General features: G+C 46.3%; 18 protein-coding genes. 16 read left to right on the forward strand and 2 right to left on the reverse strand.

Features of this window, described 5'->3' with window-relative positions:
- The first annotated feature begins 19 nt into the window (after positions 1-19).
- The 12 genes from ruvB to ABY436_RS03160 all read left to right on the forward strand — a co-directional run bounded on the left by ruvB (position 20) and on the right by ABY436_RS03160 (position 10,474).
- The gene (gene ruvB / locus ABY436_RS03105; protein ID WP_372737565.1) at positions 20-1,033 is read left to right on the forward strand and encodes a Holliday junction branch migration DNA helicase RuvB; all 1,014 of its coding nucleotides are present in this window, start codon (positions 20-22) and stop codon (positions 1,031-1,033) included.
- 98 nt (positions 1,034-1,131) lie between these two features.
- The gene (locus ABY436_RS03110; protein WP_372737566.1) at positions 1,132-1,527 is read left to right on the forward strand and encodes a TraR/DksA family transcriptional regulator; all 396 of its coding nucleotides are present in this window, start codon (positions 1,132-1,134) and stop codon (positions 1,525-1,527) included.
- Between the two features lie 358 nt (positions 1,528-1,885).
- Complete coding sequence (gene tolQ / locus ABY436_RS03115) at positions 1,886-2,566, forward strand: protein TolQ (RefSeq protein ID WP_372737567.1); 681 nt, start codon at positions 1,886-1,888, stop codon at positions 2,564-2,566.
- A 12-nt stretch (positions 2,567-2,578) separates the two neighbouring features.
- Positions 2,579-2,995: a protein TolR gene (gene tolR / locus ABY436_RS03120; protein WP_372737568.1), complete on the forward strand. Its 417-nt coding sequence runs from the start codon at positions 2,579-2,581 to the stop codon at positions 2,993-2,995.
- 8 nt (positions 2,996-3,003) lie between these two features.
- Positions 3,004-4,032: a cell envelope integrity protein TolA gene (tolA, locus tag ABY436_RS03125; protein ID WP_372737569.1), complete on the forward strand. Its 1,029-nt coding sequence runs from the start codon at positions 3,004-3,006 to the stop codon at positions 4,030-4,032.
- A 2-nt stretch (positions 4,033-4,034) separates the two neighbouring features.
- Positions 4,035-5,324 carry a Tol-Pal system beta propeller repeat protein TolB gene (tolB, locus tag ABY436_RS03130; RefSeq protein ID WP_372737570.1) on the forward strand — a complete coding sequence of 430 codons (1,290 nt, stop codon included), beginning with the start codon at positions 4,035-4,037 and terminating at the stop codon, positions 5,322-5,324.
- Positions 5,325-5,468: 144 nt separating this feature from the next.
- The gene (gene pal / locus ABY436_RS03135) at positions 5,469-6,005 is read left to right on the forward strand and encodes a peptidoglycan-associated lipoprotein Pal (RefSeq protein ID WP_372737571.1); all 537 of its coding nucleotides are present in this window, start codon (positions 5,469-5,471) and stop codon (positions 6,003-6,005) included.
- Positions 6,005-6,868 (forward strand): tol-pal system protein YbgF, encoded by an 864-nt coding sequence (gene ybgF / locus ABY436_RS03140; RefSeq protein WP_372737572.1) that lies wholly within the window; start codon positions 6,005-6,007, stop codon positions 6,866-6,868. The genes pal and ybgF overlap by 1 nt, the downstream gene beginning before the upstream one ends.
- A 47-nt stretch (positions 6,869-6,915) precedes the next feature.
- A complete protein-coding gene (gene queC, locus ABY436_RS03145; protein WP_372737573.1) occupies positions 6,916-7,626 on the forward strand; it encodes a 7-cyano-7-deazaguanine synthase QueC in 711 nt (236 codons plus the stop codon).
- Between the two features lie 114 nt (positions 7,627-7,740).
- Positions 7,741-8,793, forward strand: coding sequence for a quinolinate synthase NadA (nadA, locus tag ABY436_RS03150; RefSeq protein ID WP_372737574.1), 1,053 nt, complete (start codon positions 7,741-7,743; stop codon positions 8,791-8,793).
- 297 nt (positions 8,794-9,090) lie between these two features.
- Positions 9,091-9,687, forward strand: coding sequence for a flavodoxin family protein (locus ABY436_RS03155; protein WP_372737575.1), 597 nt, complete (start codon positions 9,091-9,093; stop codon positions 9,685-9,687).
- 25 nt (positions 9,688-9,712) lie between these two features.
- Positions 9,713-10,474 carry an ABC transporter permease gene (locus ABY436_RS03160; protein WP_372737576.1) on the forward strand — a complete coding sequence of 254 codons (762 nt, stop codon included), beginning with the start codon at positions 9,713-9,715 and terminating at the stop codon, positions 10,472-10,474.
- A gap of 114 nt (positions 10,475-10,588) precedes the next feature.
- Here the strand turns inward: ABY436_RS03160 and ABY436_RS03165 are convergent, their stop codons facing one another.
- Complete coding sequence (locus tag ABY436_RS03165) at positions 10,589-10,780, reverse strand: hypothetical protein (protein WP_372737577.1); 192 nt, start codon at positions 10,778-10,780, stop codon at positions 10,589-10,591.
- Positions 10,781-11,564: 784 nt separating this feature from the next.
- Between ABY436_RS03165 and ABY436_RS03170 the strand changes: the two genes are divergently transcribed.
- The 4 genes from ABY436_RS03170 to ABY436_RS03185 all read left to right on the forward strand — a co-directional run bounded on the left by ABY436_RS03170 (position 11,565) and on the right by ABY436_RS03185 (position 14,595).
- Complete coding sequence (locus tag ABY436_RS03170) at positions 11,565-11,705, forward strand: hypothetical protein (RefSeq protein WP_372737578.1); 141 nt, start codon at positions 11,565-11,567, stop codon at positions 11,703-11,705.
- A gap of 156 nt (positions 11,706-11,861) precedes the next feature.
- Positions 11,862-13,184, forward strand: coding sequence for a poly(3-hydroxybutyrate) depolymerase (locus ABY436_RS03175; protein WP_372737579.1), 1,323 nt, complete (start codon positions 11,862-11,864; stop codon positions 13,182-13,184).
- Positions 13,184-13,963 carry a hypothetical protein gene (locus tag ABY436_RS03180; protein WP_372737580.1) on the forward strand — a complete coding sequence of 260 codons (780 nt, stop codon included), beginning with the start codon at positions 13,184-13,186 and terminating at the stop codon, positions 13,961-13,963. The genes ABY436_RS03175 and ABY436_RS03180 overlap by 1 nt, the downstream gene beginning before the upstream one ends.
- A gap of 20 nt (positions 13,964-13,983) precedes the next feature.
- Positions 13,984-14,595, forward strand: a complete 612-nt coding sequence (locus ABY436_RS03185) for a PolC-type DNA polymerase III (RefSeq protein ID WP_372737581.1) — start codon at positions 13,984-13,986, stop codon at positions 14,593-14,595.
- Positions 14,596-14,703: 108 nt separating this feature from the next.
- On the opposite strand, the gene ABY436_RS03190 is transcribed toward ABY436_RS03185, so the two are convergent.
- Positions 14,704-16,539 (reverse strand): PhoX family phosphatase, encoded by a 1,836-nt coding sequence (locus ABY436_RS03190; RefSeq protein ID WP_372737582.1) that lies wholly within the window; start codon positions 16,537-16,539, stop codon positions 14,704-14,706.
- Position 16,540 lies beyond the last annotated feature (1 nt).

Raw genomic sequence — 16,540 nt, forward strand, 5'->3', positions numbered from 1 at the left:
AAATACGGGGCAGTTATACATGATCGAAGCAGATCGTTTTATTTCGTCTGTCAGTGCACCGGTGGAAGAGCAGCATGATCGTGCTATACGCCCCAAAAAACTGGCTGACTACACCGGACAGCCTGTTGTTAAAGAGCAGATGGAGATTTTTATTCATGCGGCGAGAAAGCGTAATGAAGCGCTCGATCATACACTGATTTTTGGTCCGCCCGGATTAGGCAAAACAACATTAGCGAATATCATCGCGCATGAAATGGGGGGGGATATAAAAACCACGTCCGGTCCTATCATCGAAAAAGCAGGCGATCTGGCTGCTTTACTGACTAATCTTGAAGCGGGCGATATTCTGTTTATCGACGAGATTCACCGTTTAAGTCCGAATGTTGAAGAGATTCTTTATCCCGCGATGGAAGATTATCAGTTGGATATAATGATTGGCGAAGGCCCGTCGGCGCGTTCAATTAAGCTGGATTTGCCGCCTTTTACCCTAGTCGGAGCAACGACTCGTGCGGGGTCGTTAACCTCTCCGTTGCGTGATCGCTTTGGTATCGTTCAGCGTCTTGAGTTTTATAATATTGAGGATCTGACTCAGATTGTTATCCGTTCAGCGAGGTTATCCGGTTCACGCATTGATCCGGAAGGTGCTAAAGAGGTAGCTAAGCGAAGCCGTGGAACGCCACGTATCGCCAACCGCTTATTACGCCGCGCCCGTGATTACGCAGAAGTAAAATGTGACGGTGTCATTACTCAGGATGTGGCTAATCTGGCTCTGAATATGCTCAGTGTGGATGAGCGTGGTTTTGACCACATGGACCGCCGTTTATTATTGGTCATGATTGAAAAGTTTGGAGGTGGCCCTGTAGGTATCGATAGTCTTGCGGCAGCCATCAGCGAAGAGCGAGATACCATTGAGGACGTGCTTGAGCCTTTTCTGATTCAGCAGGGCTATATTATGCGAACACCCAGAGGGAGGGTTGTGACTGATCATGCCTATCTGCACTTTGGTATTGATAAGCCTGACACGGGTCAATAAACCTTATAAAAAACCCGTGTTTTATTCTCTGCATATTTTGGTAGACGCGCGAGCAGTTTATGCTTGAACTGTGATACCAACAATAAGAGAGAAATATTATGGCGTCCTCATTGACTACCGCTCAAGAAAAGATAATAAAAGCCGAACTGTTGGAACTACTCGCTAATTTACGTGAAGATGTTGGGCATGAGCTCCAGGATCAGCAAGGTGAACGAGTGCATCAGGCTATGAAAGAAGCTCATGATATGGGTGATGAGGCATCTGCAGACCTTGAGTCAACTATCAACCTCGTTAATATGTCTCGTCACCTGCATGAAATCAAGGAATGCCAGGACGCTTTGCAGCGTTTAACCAGTGGCGAGTATGGGTTGTGTGTCAGTTGCGGAGAGGAGATAGAATTGAATCGTTTAAAAGCGAACCCGGTATCCTCGCGCTGTTTATCCTGCCAATCTAAGGAAGAGCAGCATCCTGATGTGCATCATGCTTCTTTGTAACGAATTGGTTGGTCGCTGAGAGCTTGTTGTCTAAGTGTTTACCCGCGCACGAAAATGAGCCTTCAGCCTGTTGTGTGGCGTTTAATTGGGTAAAAGGTGACACGGATAAAAAATAACCACTACATTTAGTTCGCCCTTCTTGTATAAATCTGCGCGCCTGCTATTGTTTGCGCACTCTGCGATAAATGCTTACAAAGTGCTATTAAAAATAAGCTGGTGGCTTGAAATATGAACTTTTCAATCATGTCGCTATCTCAGAAATGGCATCTGCCTGTCAGGCTTTGATCAGATGTTTTATTAAACAATGACTATTCCTATAATCATGGTTGATTGATAGGTTTTTTACGGAGAAAACGCAGTGGTCGAACAGTTGTCGATCTGGAGCCTCGTTATCAATGCCAGCGCCGTTGTTCAGGTAGTTATGGCTATTTTGGTACTCGCTTCTTTTATATCCTGGATAATGATATTTCAACGTTTTAGCGTTATTCGTAATACGACGAAAACATTACGTAATTTTGAAGACCGATTTTGGTCGGGTATTGATTTAGGGCAGCTATATCGTGAAATTACGGATGCTACCGGAAAAATCAGTGGCGCAGAAACTATTTTTTGTGCAGGCATCAAAGAATATACACGGATGACACAGCAGAAAAGCTATGATCCGGATGCCGTGATGGAAGGTGTGCAGCGCAGTATGCGTGTAGCACTGGCCCGCGAAGAAGAAAAGCTGGGACAACATCTTCCTTTTTTGGCTACGGTTGGTTCCACCAGCCCTTATATTGGCTTATTCGGAACCGTATGGGGAATAATGAACTCTTTTCGGGGTTTGGCGAATGTGCACCAGGCGACTTTAGCCTCTGTGGCACCCGGTATTTCCGAAGCTTTGGTGGCGACAGCCATCGGGCTATTTGCGGCAATTCCGGCTGTTATTGCCTATAACCGCTTTGCTGCTAAGTCAGAATGGCTGATGAACAACTATGAAACCTTTGCGGATGAGTTTTCCAGTATTCTGCACCGCCGTATTCATTCGCCGATCTAATGGTTTAATACGATGATCAGACGGAAAAAAAACAAGCGCAAACTCAACGCCGATATTAATGTAGTCCCATACATTGATGTGATGATGGTGCTGTTGGTGATTTTTATGGTAACAGCGCCCATGTTGACACAAGGTGTTAGTGTCGAGCTTCCTCAGGCCTCAGCTGAGCCAGTTGATGCTCAGGATCAGGAGCCAATGATAGTAACGGTTGATAAAGAGGGTCTTTATTATATCAATATCGGTGGTGACGAGACTGAGGCAATCAGTCGAGAGGAAGTGGCTTCCCGGGTACAAAAAGTCATGAGTGTGAACCCTAAACAATTGCTGCTGGTAAGAGGAGACAAAAACGTTTATTACGATAAAGTTGTGCAGTTGATGTCTCTTATGCAGCAATCGGGTGCCACCAGTGTCGGTTTGGTAACTGAGTAGGATATTGTGTGGGTATAACCAGTTACATCATTCCGTTTATCTTTGCGTTAATTTTGCATGGCGGCATTCTTTTATTGTTGATTCCTCACTGGTTTCAGCAGGAAGACCCCTATCGGAGAATACCTCGTCATATTCAGGCTGAAATGATTGACCTGAAAGCGTTAAGCAATCAGGAAAATCTTCAAAAAGAGTTTCAGCAAGAGCAAAAGTTAAAAGCGGAACAAGAGAAAAAACGCGAAAAAATTGCACAGGCGCATCAGGAAGAGCTCAAGCGGCTGGAGCTTGAGCAGCAGCGCCAGGCTGAGAAATTGAAACAGGACGCTGAAAAGCAACAACAAGCTGTCGCTGAAGCACAGCAAAAAGCCCAGGCTGAGAAGCAGCGTAAAGCAGAAGATCTGAAATTAGCCAAGCTTAAAGAACAGCAAGCGATTGAGCATGCGCGTAAAATTGCGGCTGAAAAAGAGCTCAAGAAGGAAGAAGAGAAGAAAAAAGCAGAGGCTCAGGCATTGGCCGATGCCAGGAAAAAAGCGGAAGCGGATAAAAAGCGCAAAGCAGAAGATGAACGCAAAAAAGCTGACGCGGAACAGAAACGTCAGAAAGATGAGTTAAAAAGGAAGGAAGCTGAACGTAAACTAGCCGAAGAGACAAAGCGCCAGCAGGAAGCTGAACGACTAGCGAAAGAGAAGGCGGCCGAAAATGCAGCTAAACGTAAAGCTGCCGCCGCAGAGCGTGCAGACAAAATGCGAGCAGAAATCAGCGGCTATATTCAGGCGTTGATTGAGAAAAACTGGCGATACCCGAGTAACACGCGTAACGGCATGAACGCTAAAGTGCTGATACGCTTGTTTCCTTCCGGTGAGGTCGATAGTGTAGAGATAATACACAGTAGTGGTGATGCTGCGTTTGATAAATCGGCAGAGCAGGCGGTATTACGAATTGGTAGGTTTACACGTGTTGCTGAAGTGGATCCGCTCTTTTTTGAAAGAGAGTTGCGTCGGGTTATTATTGAGTTTCGACCAGAAGGTTTAAGGTGGTAAGCATGATTAAACGATTATTGGCTGGTGTTCTATTACTGGTATCGGCTTTGGCAGTCCGTGCAGAGCTGGTTGTTGAAGTGACACAAGGTGTTGATGCGCCAACCCCTGTCGCTGTGGTTCCTTTTGGTTGGGACGGTGAGGTGTTGAGTGAAGATGTCGCAAAAATTGTGTCCGACGATTTAGGTCGCAGTGGCTTTTTCAGCATGATGAAACGCGAAAGCATGCTCAGCGCACCTCGCAGCCGTGATCAGGTATTTTTTCGCGACTGGCGTATTTCAGGAAGTGATTATCTGGTCATTGGCAGGCTTCAGCCTGCAGCTAATGGCCAAATAACCGCAACGGTTGAGTTATATGATGTACTCAAAGAGCGGCAGGTATGGGCTGAAACGGTTAATGGTAATCGCAACAATCTACGTGATGTTGCACATTATATTGCGGATCAGATTTTCCAGCAGATAACCGGTATCAAAGGGGCATTTTCGACCAGGATTGTTTACGTAACGGCAGAAATGTTGGGCAAAGATAAATATCGTTATCGTTTACAAATGGCTGATTCTGATGGGGCGCGTCCTCGCACGATTCTTGAGTCTAAAGAACCTATTCTGTCGCCTACCTGGTCCAAAGATGGTAGCAAGCTGGCTTATGTTTCTTTTGAAAGCACGCGGCCTTCAATCTATGTGCAGCACCTGGCAACAGGGCAGCGTCAGCGGATTCAATCTTTTAAAGGTCTTAATGGTGCGCCTGCCTGGTCTCCGCAGGGAGATCGTTTGGCGTTGGTATTGTCTAAAGACGGCAACCCTGAAATCTATATATTAACCCTGGCAACCGGGCAGTTGGAGCGTGTGACGCGTCACTATGGAATTGATACCGAGCCGACTTGGGCTCCTGACGGTGAGTCGTTGCTGTTTACCTCGGACCGTGGCGGTATGCCGCAGATCTATTCATTACATCTGCCGACAAAGAATTTGAAGCGTTTAACCTTCGAAGGCAAGTATAATAGTCGCGGTCGTTTGACTCAGGATGGGCGTTTTCTGAGCATGGTTCACCAGGACGCCTCTGGTTTTCATATTGCTGTTCAGGATCTGAAAACGGGTCGCCTGGATATTCTGACCAGTACAGGATTGGATGAATCCCCTACAATTGCCCCTAATGGTAGTATTATACTTTATGCTACCAAGAAAGGCGGTCGTGGTGTGTTAGCCGGTGTTTCTCTGGATGGACGTGTTCGGTTTACTATGCCGAATACACAGGGGGATGTGAGGGAGCCTGCTTGGTCTCCTTTTTTACAGTAACAAAGGTTGTTCTCAAACGACTGTAGTTATAAACAGTTATAAATAGTTATAAACCGTTAAAAAAAATCGTAGATATAAATTGTTCCAGATAGAAAAGTTACAAAACCACAGGCCAAGGCCAGAAGTCATTAATCAGGAGTTACCATGCGCGTTTCAAGTGCTGCAAAAGCAATATCACTAGCTCTATCAGTTGTCTGGGTTGTGGGTTGTAGTTCGCCAAGTACGTTAACTGAAGACGGCGATTTGTCTTCATCAGCTAACGGCTCTGCTACTACCTATGGTGCTGGCTCCGGAGCCGGTATGAGCGGATCAGGCTCAGGTATGGGCGGTTCAGTCGATGTTGCAAATCTTCAAACTGTTTTCTATTTTGATTTTGATACTTCATCTGTCCGTAACGATAGTATTGCTGATCTTGAAGCACATGCTCAATATCTATCAACACATCCGCAAGCGTCTGTTCGTCTGGAAGGACATGCAGATGAGCGTGGAACACGTGAATATAATATGGCATTGGGCGAGCGTCGGGCTCAGGCAGTTGAACGTTTTCTTGCTGTAAACGGTGTTAATGGCTCACAGGTTGAGTCGATTAGCTTCGGTGAAGAAAAACCTGCTGTTATGGGTTCTGGAGAGGATTCTCTTTCTCAGAACCGTCGTGTTGAATTGAAATATGTAGCGCGCTAATGAAGTTGATATTCCTAAAAAGAATATCTGTCTGTCTGGCAGCCACTGCTTTTGCCGTGGCTGCTCAGGCTGCACAGGTTGTTCCCGTGATTGAGGTTAATCAAAATAACTCAGCCGCAGGCAATTATGCGCTTTCGCAAAGCAGCCAGTTGATCATTACCATTCAACAACTGCAAGACGAAGTACGTGGTCTAAGAGGCCAGCTTGAGTCTCAAGAGTACCGCCTAAAGCGCATTGAAACGGATCAGAAAGAGCGCTATCGCGATCTGGATCGACGTCTTAGTTTGATTATGCAAAGCCAGATGCAGGGCGAGACTCAGGGCGAAAGCGGTGCTGGTCCCGTTAGCAGTGAAGAGCCACGCAGCACTTCATCGGTTGATGTTAAAGCCCAAGAGAAGACTTCAACAGAAGCAAACACAGCTGGCCGAAATACACCTGCATCAAGTAATGCGGATAAATCAGCCGCGATGTCGTCTGAAACGGCAGGCTCATTGGCTGGTGATCAGAGTGACTATCAGGCGGCATTTGCGCTTGTCAGAGAGCGTGATTTTAATGCTGCGGCAAACAGGTTTAGCAGCTTTCTTGCTGATTATCCTGATAGCCCGCGTGTAGCTAACGCTTATTATTGGCTGGGTGAGATTTATCTGGCGCAAGGCAAGCAGAAGGAATCCGAGGCCTCATTTTTACGTGTGGCCGATCAGTACCGTGATTCACGCAAAGCATCAGATGCATTATATAAATTAGGTATTCTTTATAAACAGCAGGGTAATCTTGAAAAGTCGATGATATTTATGTCCCGTGTTATCAAGGAGTACCCGGATACATCAGCTGCGCAGCTGGCGGCCAGTGCTCTGGGCCAATAAAAAGTTTATGCAAAACAGTTTATTAAATAAGTAGGAATAAAATAGTTATGATTAAGCCTGGACCTAAGTCTGCACGTAAGCCTGCACGTAAGGCTGTGGTACTTTTATCAGGTGGCCTTGATTCAGCTACCGCGTTAGCGATGGCTATAAAACAGGGCTTTGACTGCTATGTGTTGAGTTTCGATTATGGACAGCGCTCACTGACTGAGTTGAATGCTGCCCGGTGTGTTGTTGAACAGTTAGGTATCACCGAACACCGGATTATTCGTCTTCATCTGGAAGATTTTGGTGGATCGGCTCTCACCGATCACAGCATCGATGTCCCGGACCATGAAACGGGAGGTATTCCCGTTACTTATGTTCCCGCGAGGAACACGGTTTTCTTATCTTTAGCGCTGGGCTGGGCTGAGGTGCTTGAAGCAACTGCTATCTTTATCGGTGTTAATGCTGTCGATTATTCCGGTTATCCCGATTGCCGCCCAGAGTTTATAGATGCTTTTGAAAAGATGGCGAATTTGGCCACTAAATCGGGTGTTTCTGGCCAGGGAGTTAAGATTCATACACCGCTGATGAATATGACCAAAGCTGATATTATCCGCGAAGGTCAGTCTTTAGGGGTTAATTACGCGGATACTATTTCCTGCTATCAGGCCGATGATGAGGGGCGTGCGTGCGGTGTTTGTGATAGTTGTCGCTTGCGCGCTTCCGGTTTTGAAGATGCGGGTGTGCAGGATCCGACACGCTACATTAGTGCCTGATTTGCGGCACTTTATCATTTTACGATAGTCTTCTTGTATTTGCTGTGGCGTGAAAATAATTGCGCCATAGTGTATTCTATTCCTTCCATTTATTTTTACTGGCGATATCTGACTATGTTGAGCAAAAAGGACATTTCGGATCGTATTCTGGTTCAGGAACATTTTGCGCAGGAACATCTGCCACATGAGATGGATCAGGCTGAAATCGACCGTTACAAGTCACGAATTAAAACACTGCTTAAAGAGAAAAATGCCTGCTTAGTTGCTCATTACTATACTGATGCTATTGTTCAGGAAATTACCGAAGAAACAGGCGGATGTATCTCTGACTCGCTTGAAATGGCACGCTTTGGTACACAACGTCCCGAGCAAACATTGGTTGTTGCAGGTGTGCGTTTCATGGGCGAAACCGCCAAGATTCTGAATCCTGAAAAGCGCATTCTCATGCCAACGCTTGAAGCGACTTGTTCTTTGGATATTGGTTGCCCGATAGAAGAGTTTTCAGCATTTTGTGATCAGCATCCTGATCATGAAGTGGTGGTCTACGCGAATACTTCAGCCGCTGTAAAAGCCCGGGCTGACTGGGTCGTCACTTCCAGTATTGCGGTTAATGTTGCTGAGTATCTGGAAGAGCAGGGCAAAAAAATTATTTGGGCGCCGGATAAGCATCTGGGTGAATATGTACAAAAACAAACCGGCATTGAGATGTTAATGTGGGATGGTTCTTGTATTGTTCATGAAGAGTTTAAAGCTAAAGGTATCCTTGAGCTGAAAAGCGTTTATCCTGATGCTGCCATACTGGTTCATCCTGAGTCGCCCGATGCGGTTGTCGAAATTGCCGATGTTGTGGGTTCGACAACGCAGTTAATTAAAGCGGCCTCTGAACTTCCTAACGAGACATTTATTGTTGCTACAGATCGGGGCATTTTTTATAAAATGCGTCAGTCTGCGCCCGGGAAAACTTTTTTAGAAGCACCCACAGGCGGAAGTGGTGCTACCTGTCGTAGTTGCGCTCACTGTCCCTGGATGGCAATGAATGGTCTTGAAAATATTATCTCTGCACTGGAAACCGGTGCAGGTGAAGTGCTGGTTGATGAGTCCTTAATTGAAGACGCTCGCCGTCCGTTGCAGCGTATGCTCGACTTCTCGAACAGCCTTAATAAGTAATTTATTTCAGGTCTGTTTGTTCACATAGGGTTTGCTCACTCAGGTGGTTTCCTGGGTGAGCAACGCTTCTCAATAAAAGCTTCTCAATAAATGTCTTGGCTTTTTCCTTAATTATTTAAGCCTCCCTCATTATTATTTAAGTTTCTCTTACGATTATTTAATTCACCTGATCCTACGTTTGTCGCGTTTTCAGTGTAGACTTTTTATTACATTTCAATACAGATTAAAGCTCGCTTGACGCCAGTTCCATTTAAAAATAAAGCGTATACTTTAATCTTGATTAGGGGTAATTATATTATGCCTAAAATACTTGTGATTAATGGCTCTTACCGGTCAGGCGGTATTACTGATCAAACTCTGGATGTGATGGTGCCGGCGCTTAAGGCCGAAGGCGCTGTCGTTGATCGGGTCGATCTGCGTGATTATCCTATTGAATTCTGTCTGAATTGCAGGGAATGTACAAAGAGAAAGGGTAGTAGTCCGGGTAAATGCGTGCAGCAAGATGCAATGCAGGCGTTGGTCGATAAAATAGAGATGGCGGATGCTTACGTGCTTGCTTCGCCTACTAATTTTGGTTCTGTCACGGCAGTTTTTAAGCGTTTTATGGAGCGTTTAATTGTGTATGCATATTGGCCATGGGATCAAAATGCCCCTGTTTTTCGCAAAGCGGGCTTGTTGCCTAAAAAGGCGATACTGGTTTCTTCCTGTGCCGCGCCAGGTATATTGGGACGGTGGTTGTACGGAACACACAAGCAGCTTAAAACGACGGCTAAGGTAATCGGTGCCCATGTCGTTGGGACGCTATTTACCGGGCTTGTTGCAAAACAGTCGACGCCGCAGTTATCATCACAGCTCAAAAAAAAAGCAGAAGCACTCGCATTGAAGCTACTCTGAATGAAAAGCAACGGAGCTCACAGTTATGCCTGCAATCTCATGGTTATCATTAGCATGGTGCGCATTGCCCGTTGTGATTGTCTGCGGGATTTTTTTTAGCTGGCAGGGAAAACCGTCTGAAATATTGCTCGCCAGTGCGCGGATGGCACTGCAGTTGATCGGCGTGGGTTATGTGCTTGTTGCTTTATTTGGTAATCCGTCTGTCTGGCTGACACTGACGGTATTGTTGGTCATGATCAGTGCCGCTGCCTGGATTTCTATACGTCCCGTGAATCATCATAAAGGGTTTTTGGCACCGGCTTTCATAGCGTTAGGTGTGTCCGTTGCTCTGCATCTTTTGATTACTCTGAAGTTGGTGCTGGCCGTGGATGTTTGGTATGAACCGCGCGTGATTATACCGCTGGCAGGGATGTACTTTGCAAACACCATGAACGCCATCAGCTTGGCGGCAGAGCGTTATCATGCAGAGCTTCATCAGAACAAAGATGAGCAGTCAGCGCGTTTAAGTGCCTTTCATGCGGCTATGATTCCACAGGTCAACGGATTGCTGGCAGTCGGGTTGGTCGCGTTACCGGGAATGATGACAGGGCAGATTCTATCTGGCGTCTCGCCTCTGATTGCGGTGCGGTATCAGATAATGATTATGACAATGATATTAGGTGCAAGCGGCATGGGGGCAGCGCTGATGCTTTGGTTGCTGGGGCGGCGTTATCGTAAGACCTGTGTAGCTTTGCCATATGAACAAAGGCAGCCCGGTAATCATGGACACAGTGTGGAATTTGAATAATTCTACGGGGGAGGAGGCCTTCATCAATAAACAGGTAGCCGGTAAGAGGTTATTAACTGGGCAAACTAAACCGGGCTCACGCGGTTCAGACGCTGCCAGCCCAGTTGTCTTTTCTTAGTGCTGAGTTGATTCTTCTTCTTCTTCGTAGTCGAGTAAATTTTCAGTATCATTGTTCACGTGACTGAACTCTTCCAGCATGAGTAAGCTGTCAGGACAGTGGGGATCTTGCCAACTTAGCAGCTTTTCAAGCGGTACTAAAATACTCGTTCCGATGCTTACTTGTTGCATATGTTCTTTATTGATCATAGCTACGTCCTCATCTTATGTAACGAAAAGACTCTTAATTGTTATTCTTGCCAAGGACAGCAAATAGGATTTACCACCCTATATTGAATATCCTATCTGATATCTTTTTCATTTGCATTAATCAATTAAACTTTAGTTTTTAACATCTGGCATGCTTGAAACCGATTAAATCATCACTCTTACGCGCCTCGTAATAACTTTGCTAGAGCTTATTTTCAGATAATTGTTATGTGGCAGGCAATTACTTTGAGTGTCAATGAAAATTATTTAAGGCATGGTTGAGTGAGTTGTGATTAGTGAACTTACTCTCTGTCGCTAGCATAATCTCTGGCTATAAGTAGAGATGGTGTAACTATTATACCAAAAAGGAATAATGAGTTAATTTAATGTTCGTTTACGTACAGTGTGTTCTGTTTATACTGACGTTCTTCCGTTCAGAAAATGAACAGAATTTATCGCTGATGTTCCCCTGATGTGATAATGCCCCAGCACTGCGGTGTTGGGGTTTTTTTATGCCGTACTGTTCAAGTCCAGCCGATGTGAGCATGCCTTAATCGTAAACTTATTAGGGTAAAAGTCTTTGATCTGGCTCATTCATCAGTGTCGATCAGGGCAGTTATACTCGTCGTGTTGGTGGCCTTGCGTGGAAGCTGGCGGCGCTTTTAGCTTTATGTTGGCGTAGGGTTTTATGAGTATGACCGAGTGCTGATAGATATTTAACCTAGGCTGCGTTAAGTGAAAATGGCTGAGTTGTTGCTATAGTACGGCCTCGCAGGTCACTTCTATGCTGGATTTTAATGGCTCAACAGGGGTTGTCGATGTAGACGCGCGAACTTATCAAAGGGAGTGGATTAAAGATGCTGCCGTCGTGATTGATACCGATTATCATGAGGGTGGCTCGGAGATATTGAGAAGCAAGGGGTAAACCCTGGACATCAACTCTCACGCCAGTGCCTGGCAGTTTAACACTATGACTTATTGCATTGATCAGCCAGACCTGGAGTTTGTTCAACTTAGCCGTTAGCGAGTCGCGGTTAGTTCGTCGCCTCTCGTAACGCTCAAATTATTATAGGGAAGTAAGATGCTGAAAAATTTTTTATTAGTGGGTGGGTTTAATAGTATGCCACTGAGCAGATTAATAATCAGGCTCATGACCCTAATCCTGCTCATGCTGACAGCACACACCGCCAGTGCCATACAACCTCGTTTGCCCGAGATGAATGCACTCCCGGATCAGACCTCGATTTCCGGTTTGTCTTCCGGTGCATTTATGGCGTCTCAATTTCATGTGGCGTATTCTGAAGATATGGTTGGTGCCGCTATTATTGCGGGTGGTCCGTGGAATTGCGCCTCTACTTTCTCATGGCTATCGCCGCTGAATAATGCGCTTACCAGTTGTATGGACCCCTGCAAATACACCTGGTTTATCTGCCCGGCATGGTTTTTTCCCAATGGAAGTGATTTAGCGGTTCAGGCAAAAGATGCTGTGGCAGCAGGGGAGATTGATGATGTGTCGAATCTGCTGGATGACAAGGTGTACATTTTTTCAGGACGTAATGATGATACTGTCGTGACCGGTGTTGTTGATGCTACACAGGCATTTTATCGCGCCCTGGGTTTGCCTGATGAGCATATTTTCTATAATAAAGGTATAGATGCGGGACACGCATTTATTACTAATGATGCCAGCGATGCGCCCTGTGATGTTACCCAATCTCCTTACATCAATAATTGTAATATAGCGCAGGCAAGAAGGCTGCTTACTCATATTTATGGTGAGTTAAACGAAGCACCTGCTTTGTCTCCCATAGCAGAAAAAATAACAGAGCATGCAGTAGAGCCAGAAGCAGAAGCAGCGCAAGCAGCAGAGCCAGAAGCAGAAGCAGCGCAAGCAGCAGAGCCAGTATTGCAGGGGGAATTGATTCGTTTTAACCAGAAAGAGTTTTTAGAAACGGATAACACCAGCATGGATGATGATGCTTACGTTTATATTCCGCAGTCATGCGAAACTCAACAATGCCGTGTGCATGTGTCTCTTCATGGATGCCGTCAGGGAATATCGGTGATAGGGACCACTTACATTGACGAAACCGGCTATAACGAAGTGGCAGACAACAATAATCTGATCATTCTCTACCCGCAGGTAAAAAAATCATCGGTTAATCCTGTTAATCCGCGCGGTTGCTGGGATTTTTGGGGATATACAAGCGCAAATTTGCCGCCGTTTAAGTATGCGCAAAAAGATGCACCCCAGATGAAAGCGATTAAAAAGATGATTGATCGTCTTACCTCTTCTGATCAATCGGCCGATAAACCGGCAACAACTGAATCAGTGCCATCTGAATCAGTGTCATCCGGACTTGCCCCATCAGAATCGACGCAGCTTCCGGCAGTCACTGAATAATGCAATACAGACAGGGGCCGGTACAGATAGAACAGGCAGCCGACGCGCTATTAACACGCCGTATTAACAACACAATAACGGCACGATTAGCGCCAGCATTGCGACCGCAAACGTTGCAGGATGCGTTTGCGATACAGCAAGCGGTAGTCAGGAAGATGGCAGATAAACAGATCGATAGCGTCGGTGGATGGAAGTGTGCATTGCCTGATGCCGATAAGCTTATTGCTTCACCTATTTTCGCCAGCACTGTCTATAATCAATCACCGTGTCCGATTAAATTGGATAACGGCGTTTGTAAAATAGAGCCGGAAATAGCCTTCCGGTTTGAGCAGGATCTGCCTGCCAGGGCTGAACGCTATAGTGACGAGCAGATTGTCGCTGCACTGGGCAATGCCTATCTGGCACTTGAACTGATTCAAAGCCGTTATCTTGCGCCTGATGAGGTGAGCTATCTGGAGCATCTGGCTGATGGTCTGTTTAACCAAGGGGTATTTTTAGGTCCCGAGATTAGTCTGGAGCAAGCCTTCGTGGCATCCGAGATCAACTTTACGTTGCAGCAATTTGTTTCAGAAAAGAAGGCGGGTCAGCATCCAAACCAGTTTCCACAGCGTCCGCTGTTCTGGCTAGTCAATTTTCTCAGGCAACGAGGGATTGATGTTAAAGCGGGGCAGGTGGTAATAACAGGCTCTTACGCTGGAGTAATGGAAGTGCAGCCTGATGTTGAATTCTCATTACAATATGGTGAGTTAGGCAGTGTTGTTGCGATACTGCTTGAATAGTTTACGTGGAAACGTTTGACATGCTTAATGCCAACTCAGTCGTTGTATTGGATTTTGAGACCACGGGCCTTTCTCCTGATATGGGTGATCGCGCCATTGAAATCGGAGCGGTACGTATTGAGAATGGAGAGATAACCGGACGTTTTCAGCAGTTGATGAATCCGGGCCGGCGCATCAGTGGTTTTATAGAAGAGTACACCAGTATCACTAATGCAATGCTAAAGGATGCACCTTCGTGCGCCGAGGTGATGGATGAATTTGCCGATTTTATCGATGGCTATAATCTGGTCGCTCATAATGCATCGTTTGATAAACGCTTTTTAGATGCGGAGCTAGGGCAAGTATCCAGACGTTATTCAGGTGAGTTTGCCTGTTCAATGCTAGTGGCTCGTCGAATTTATCAGCATTCACCCGATCATAAGTTGGGCACGCTGGTGCGGTATGCGAATATCCCCAGTGACGGGGTGTTTCATAGGGCGCTTTATGATTCAGAAATGGCCGGTAAGCTGTGGCTCAGCATGCTGGATAGTATTAATGAAGCGTACGGCCTGAATGAAATCCCCTTCAAACTGATGCAGAAAATAGCCAAAACACCGAAGCACTCCGTGGCCAGGCTGCTTAAGCTTTATTAGATCACCCTGACTGGATTCTCCGTGATTAGATCAGGCAAGATTAGATTCTCCATGCCTGCATAAAAAAGCCCCTCCTGTTGAAGGGCTTTAGAACCTTCCAGGCTTTATTTACGCGCCGATAATGCCGCCATCCTCACGTTGAATAACCATAATGGTTGAGCGAGGTTTGCTGTTGCCGCCAGCAGGAAAGTGTGAGGGTGCGTTATTTTCCCCCGGGTGTTGCACGCCGACAAACATGCTGCGCTGATCTGGCGAGAACATCAGACCGGTGATTTCACACGCGATAGGGCCGGTAGCAAAGCGGCGCACTTCACCTGAGACGGGGTCAGCACATAGCATCTGGTTATTGCCCATGCCTGCAAAGTCGCCTTCATTTGAGTATTTGCCATCCGTCATAATCCATAAGCGACCCGCCTTATCGAACCCTAATCCGTCAGGACTGTTAAACATATTTTCGTCGGTTATGTTGGCACTACCCGCATAGAAGTCTTTATGTACGGCTGGATTGCCCGCTACCAGAAAAAGATCCCATGTAAATACACGGCTGGTATGGTCAGCGTTTTCTGGTTTCCAGCGAACGATCTGGCCATATTTGTTCTCAGCGCGTGGATTAGGGCCTGTGACTGGTTGGTTGTCTTTAATGCCGCGGTTTTTATTGTTAGTCAGTGTGCAGAAAACGGTTTTGTTGTCAGGGTGCACGGCCACCCATTCAGGACGATCCATCGTGGTAGCGCCGACAACCGTAGCGGCTTCACGTGCATAGATGAGTACGCTGGCCTGATCAGTAAAACCATTCTCTGCTGTGAGGCCGTTTTTGCCGTACGTTAGTTCAAGCCACTCACCCGCGCCTTTTAACTCACCTTCAGCTGCATTAAAGCGCGCAACAAACAGTGTACCGTCTTCTAACAGATCGCGGTTAGCCGCTTTATTGTCTGGGTTGTAACGGTTTTTAGAAACAAATTTATAGAGATGTTCACCGCGCTCATCATCACCCAGATAGACCACGATATGTCCGTTGTCGGCTAATGTGACCGCTGCATTTTCATGCTTGAAGCGTCCCAGTGCCGTGCGCTTTTTAGGCGTTGAAGTGGGATCCATAGGATCGATTTCAACCACCCAGCCGTGACGGTGTGGCTCGTTAGGCTCTTGTGACATATCAAAACGTGGATCAAATGTATGCCACTGATATTTGTTTTTATCTGCTTTGAGACCGTAACGTTTCTGGCGCTTATCCATTTCTGCGCCAGGGGCTGCAAAGTAACCGTTAAAGTTCTCTTCGCAGGTCAGGTATGTTCCCCACGGTGTTTCGCCATTGGAACAGTTATTAAATGTTCCCAGTACTTTTTTACCTGATGGATCGGCATTGGTTTTCAGCAGTGGGTGACCGGCCGCCGCACCCGTGAGTTCCATTTCAGTATTCGCGGTAATGCGACGGTTGTAGTTGGATTCTGTCAGATAATGCCAGTGCCCATCGTTTTTACGTTCAACTTCAAAGATAGAGACGCCGTGAGCCGCTTGTGCTTTTTTTACATCATCTGCCGTCAGTTGTTTGCCCTGATGGGCGAACAGCAGCAAATAGTTAGTGTATTCATTATTGACTGCTAGCACAGCCCGGCTTTCAGAGAGCGGAAAAAAGCTCATGCCATCGGTGTTATCACCAAACTGGCCAGCCTGGGCAGTGCTTGTTTGCGTACCTGACTCATCAAATGCTGGCGCATTTTTGAGAATCGGATCTCCCCAGGAAATGAGTGGTTGCGCGATATAGCCTTGCGGAACAATAAAGTCATCTGAGGTGCTGGTAGGCAAAGCTGAAAATCCCAGCAGTTTACTGGTCGGCGCAGATACGGCGGCTATGGCTTTTGTTAAAGGATTAGCAGCCAGAAACAGCCCCATTGCTGCAGCGCCCCCTTGCATAAAGCGACGACGGCTTATGCCGCTTTCAATC

The sequence above is a fragment of the Neptunomonas sp. genome (assembly GCF_041601355.1).
Classification (GTDB): Bacteria; Pseudomonadota; Gammaproteobacteria; order Pseudomonadales; family Balneatricaceae; genus Neptunomonas.

Excerpts from the sequence above, each read along its gene's own strand:
- ruvB (WP_372737565.1), top strand. The coding sequence starts at position 20 with ATGATCGAAGCAGATCGTTTTATTTCGTCTGTCAGTGCACCGGTGGAA.
- ABY436_RS03110 (WP_372737566.1), top strand. The coding sequence starts at position 1,132 with ATGGCGTCCTCATTGACTACCGCTCAAGAAAAGATAATAAAAGCCGAA.
- tolR (WP_372737568.1), top strand. The coding sequence starts at position 2,579 with ATGATCAGACGGAAAAAAAACAAGCGCAAACTCAACGCCGATATTAAT.
- tolB (WP_372737570.1), top strand. The coding sequence starts at position 4,035 with ATGATTAAACGATTATTGGCTGGTGTTCTATTACTGGTATCGGCTTTG.
- pal (WP_372737571.1), top strand. The coding sequence starts at position 5,469 with ATGCGCGTTTCAAGTGCTGCAAAAGCAATATCACTAGCTCTATCAGTT.
- ybgF (WP_372737572.1), top strand. The coding sequence starts at position 6,005 with ATGAAGTTGATATTCCTAAAAAGAATATCTGTCTGTCTGGCAGCCACT.
- queC (WP_372737573.1), top strand. The coding sequence starts at position 6,916 with ATGATTAAGCCTGGACCTAAGTCTGCACGTAAGCCTGCACGTAAGGCT.
- nadA (WP_372737574.1), top strand. The coding sequence starts at position 7,741 with ATGTTGAGCAAAAAGGACATTTCGGATCGTATTCTGGTTCAGGAACAT.
- ABY436_RS03155 (WP_372737575.1), top strand. The coding sequence starts at position 9,091 with ATGCCTAAAATACTTGTGATTAATGGCTCTTACCGGTCAGGCGGTATT.
- ABY436_RS03160 (WP_372737576.1), top strand. The coding sequence starts at position 9,713 with ATGCCTGCAATCTCATGGTTATCATTAGCATGGTGCGCATTGCCCGTT.
- ABY436_RS03165 (WP_372737577.1), bottom strand. The coding sequence starts at position 10,780 with ATGATCAATAAAGAACATATGCAACAAGTAAGCATCGGAACGAGTATT.
- ABY436_RS03170 (WP_372737578.1), top strand. The coding sequence starts at position 11,565 with ATGCTGGATTTTAATGGCTCAACAGGGGTTGTCGATGTAGACGCGCGA.
- ABY436_RS03175 (WP_372737579.1), top strand. The coding sequence starts at position 11,862 with ATGCTGAAAAATTTTTTATTAGTGGGTGGGTTTAATAGTATGCCACTG.
- ABY436_RS03180 (WP_372737580.1), top strand. The coding sequence starts at position 13,184 with ATGCAATACAGACAGGGGCCGGTACAGATAGAACAGGCAGCCGACGCG.
- ABY436_RS03185 (WP_372737581.1), top strand. The coding sequence starts at position 13,984 with ATGCTTAATGCCAACTCAGTCGTTGTATTGGATTTTGAGACCACGGGC.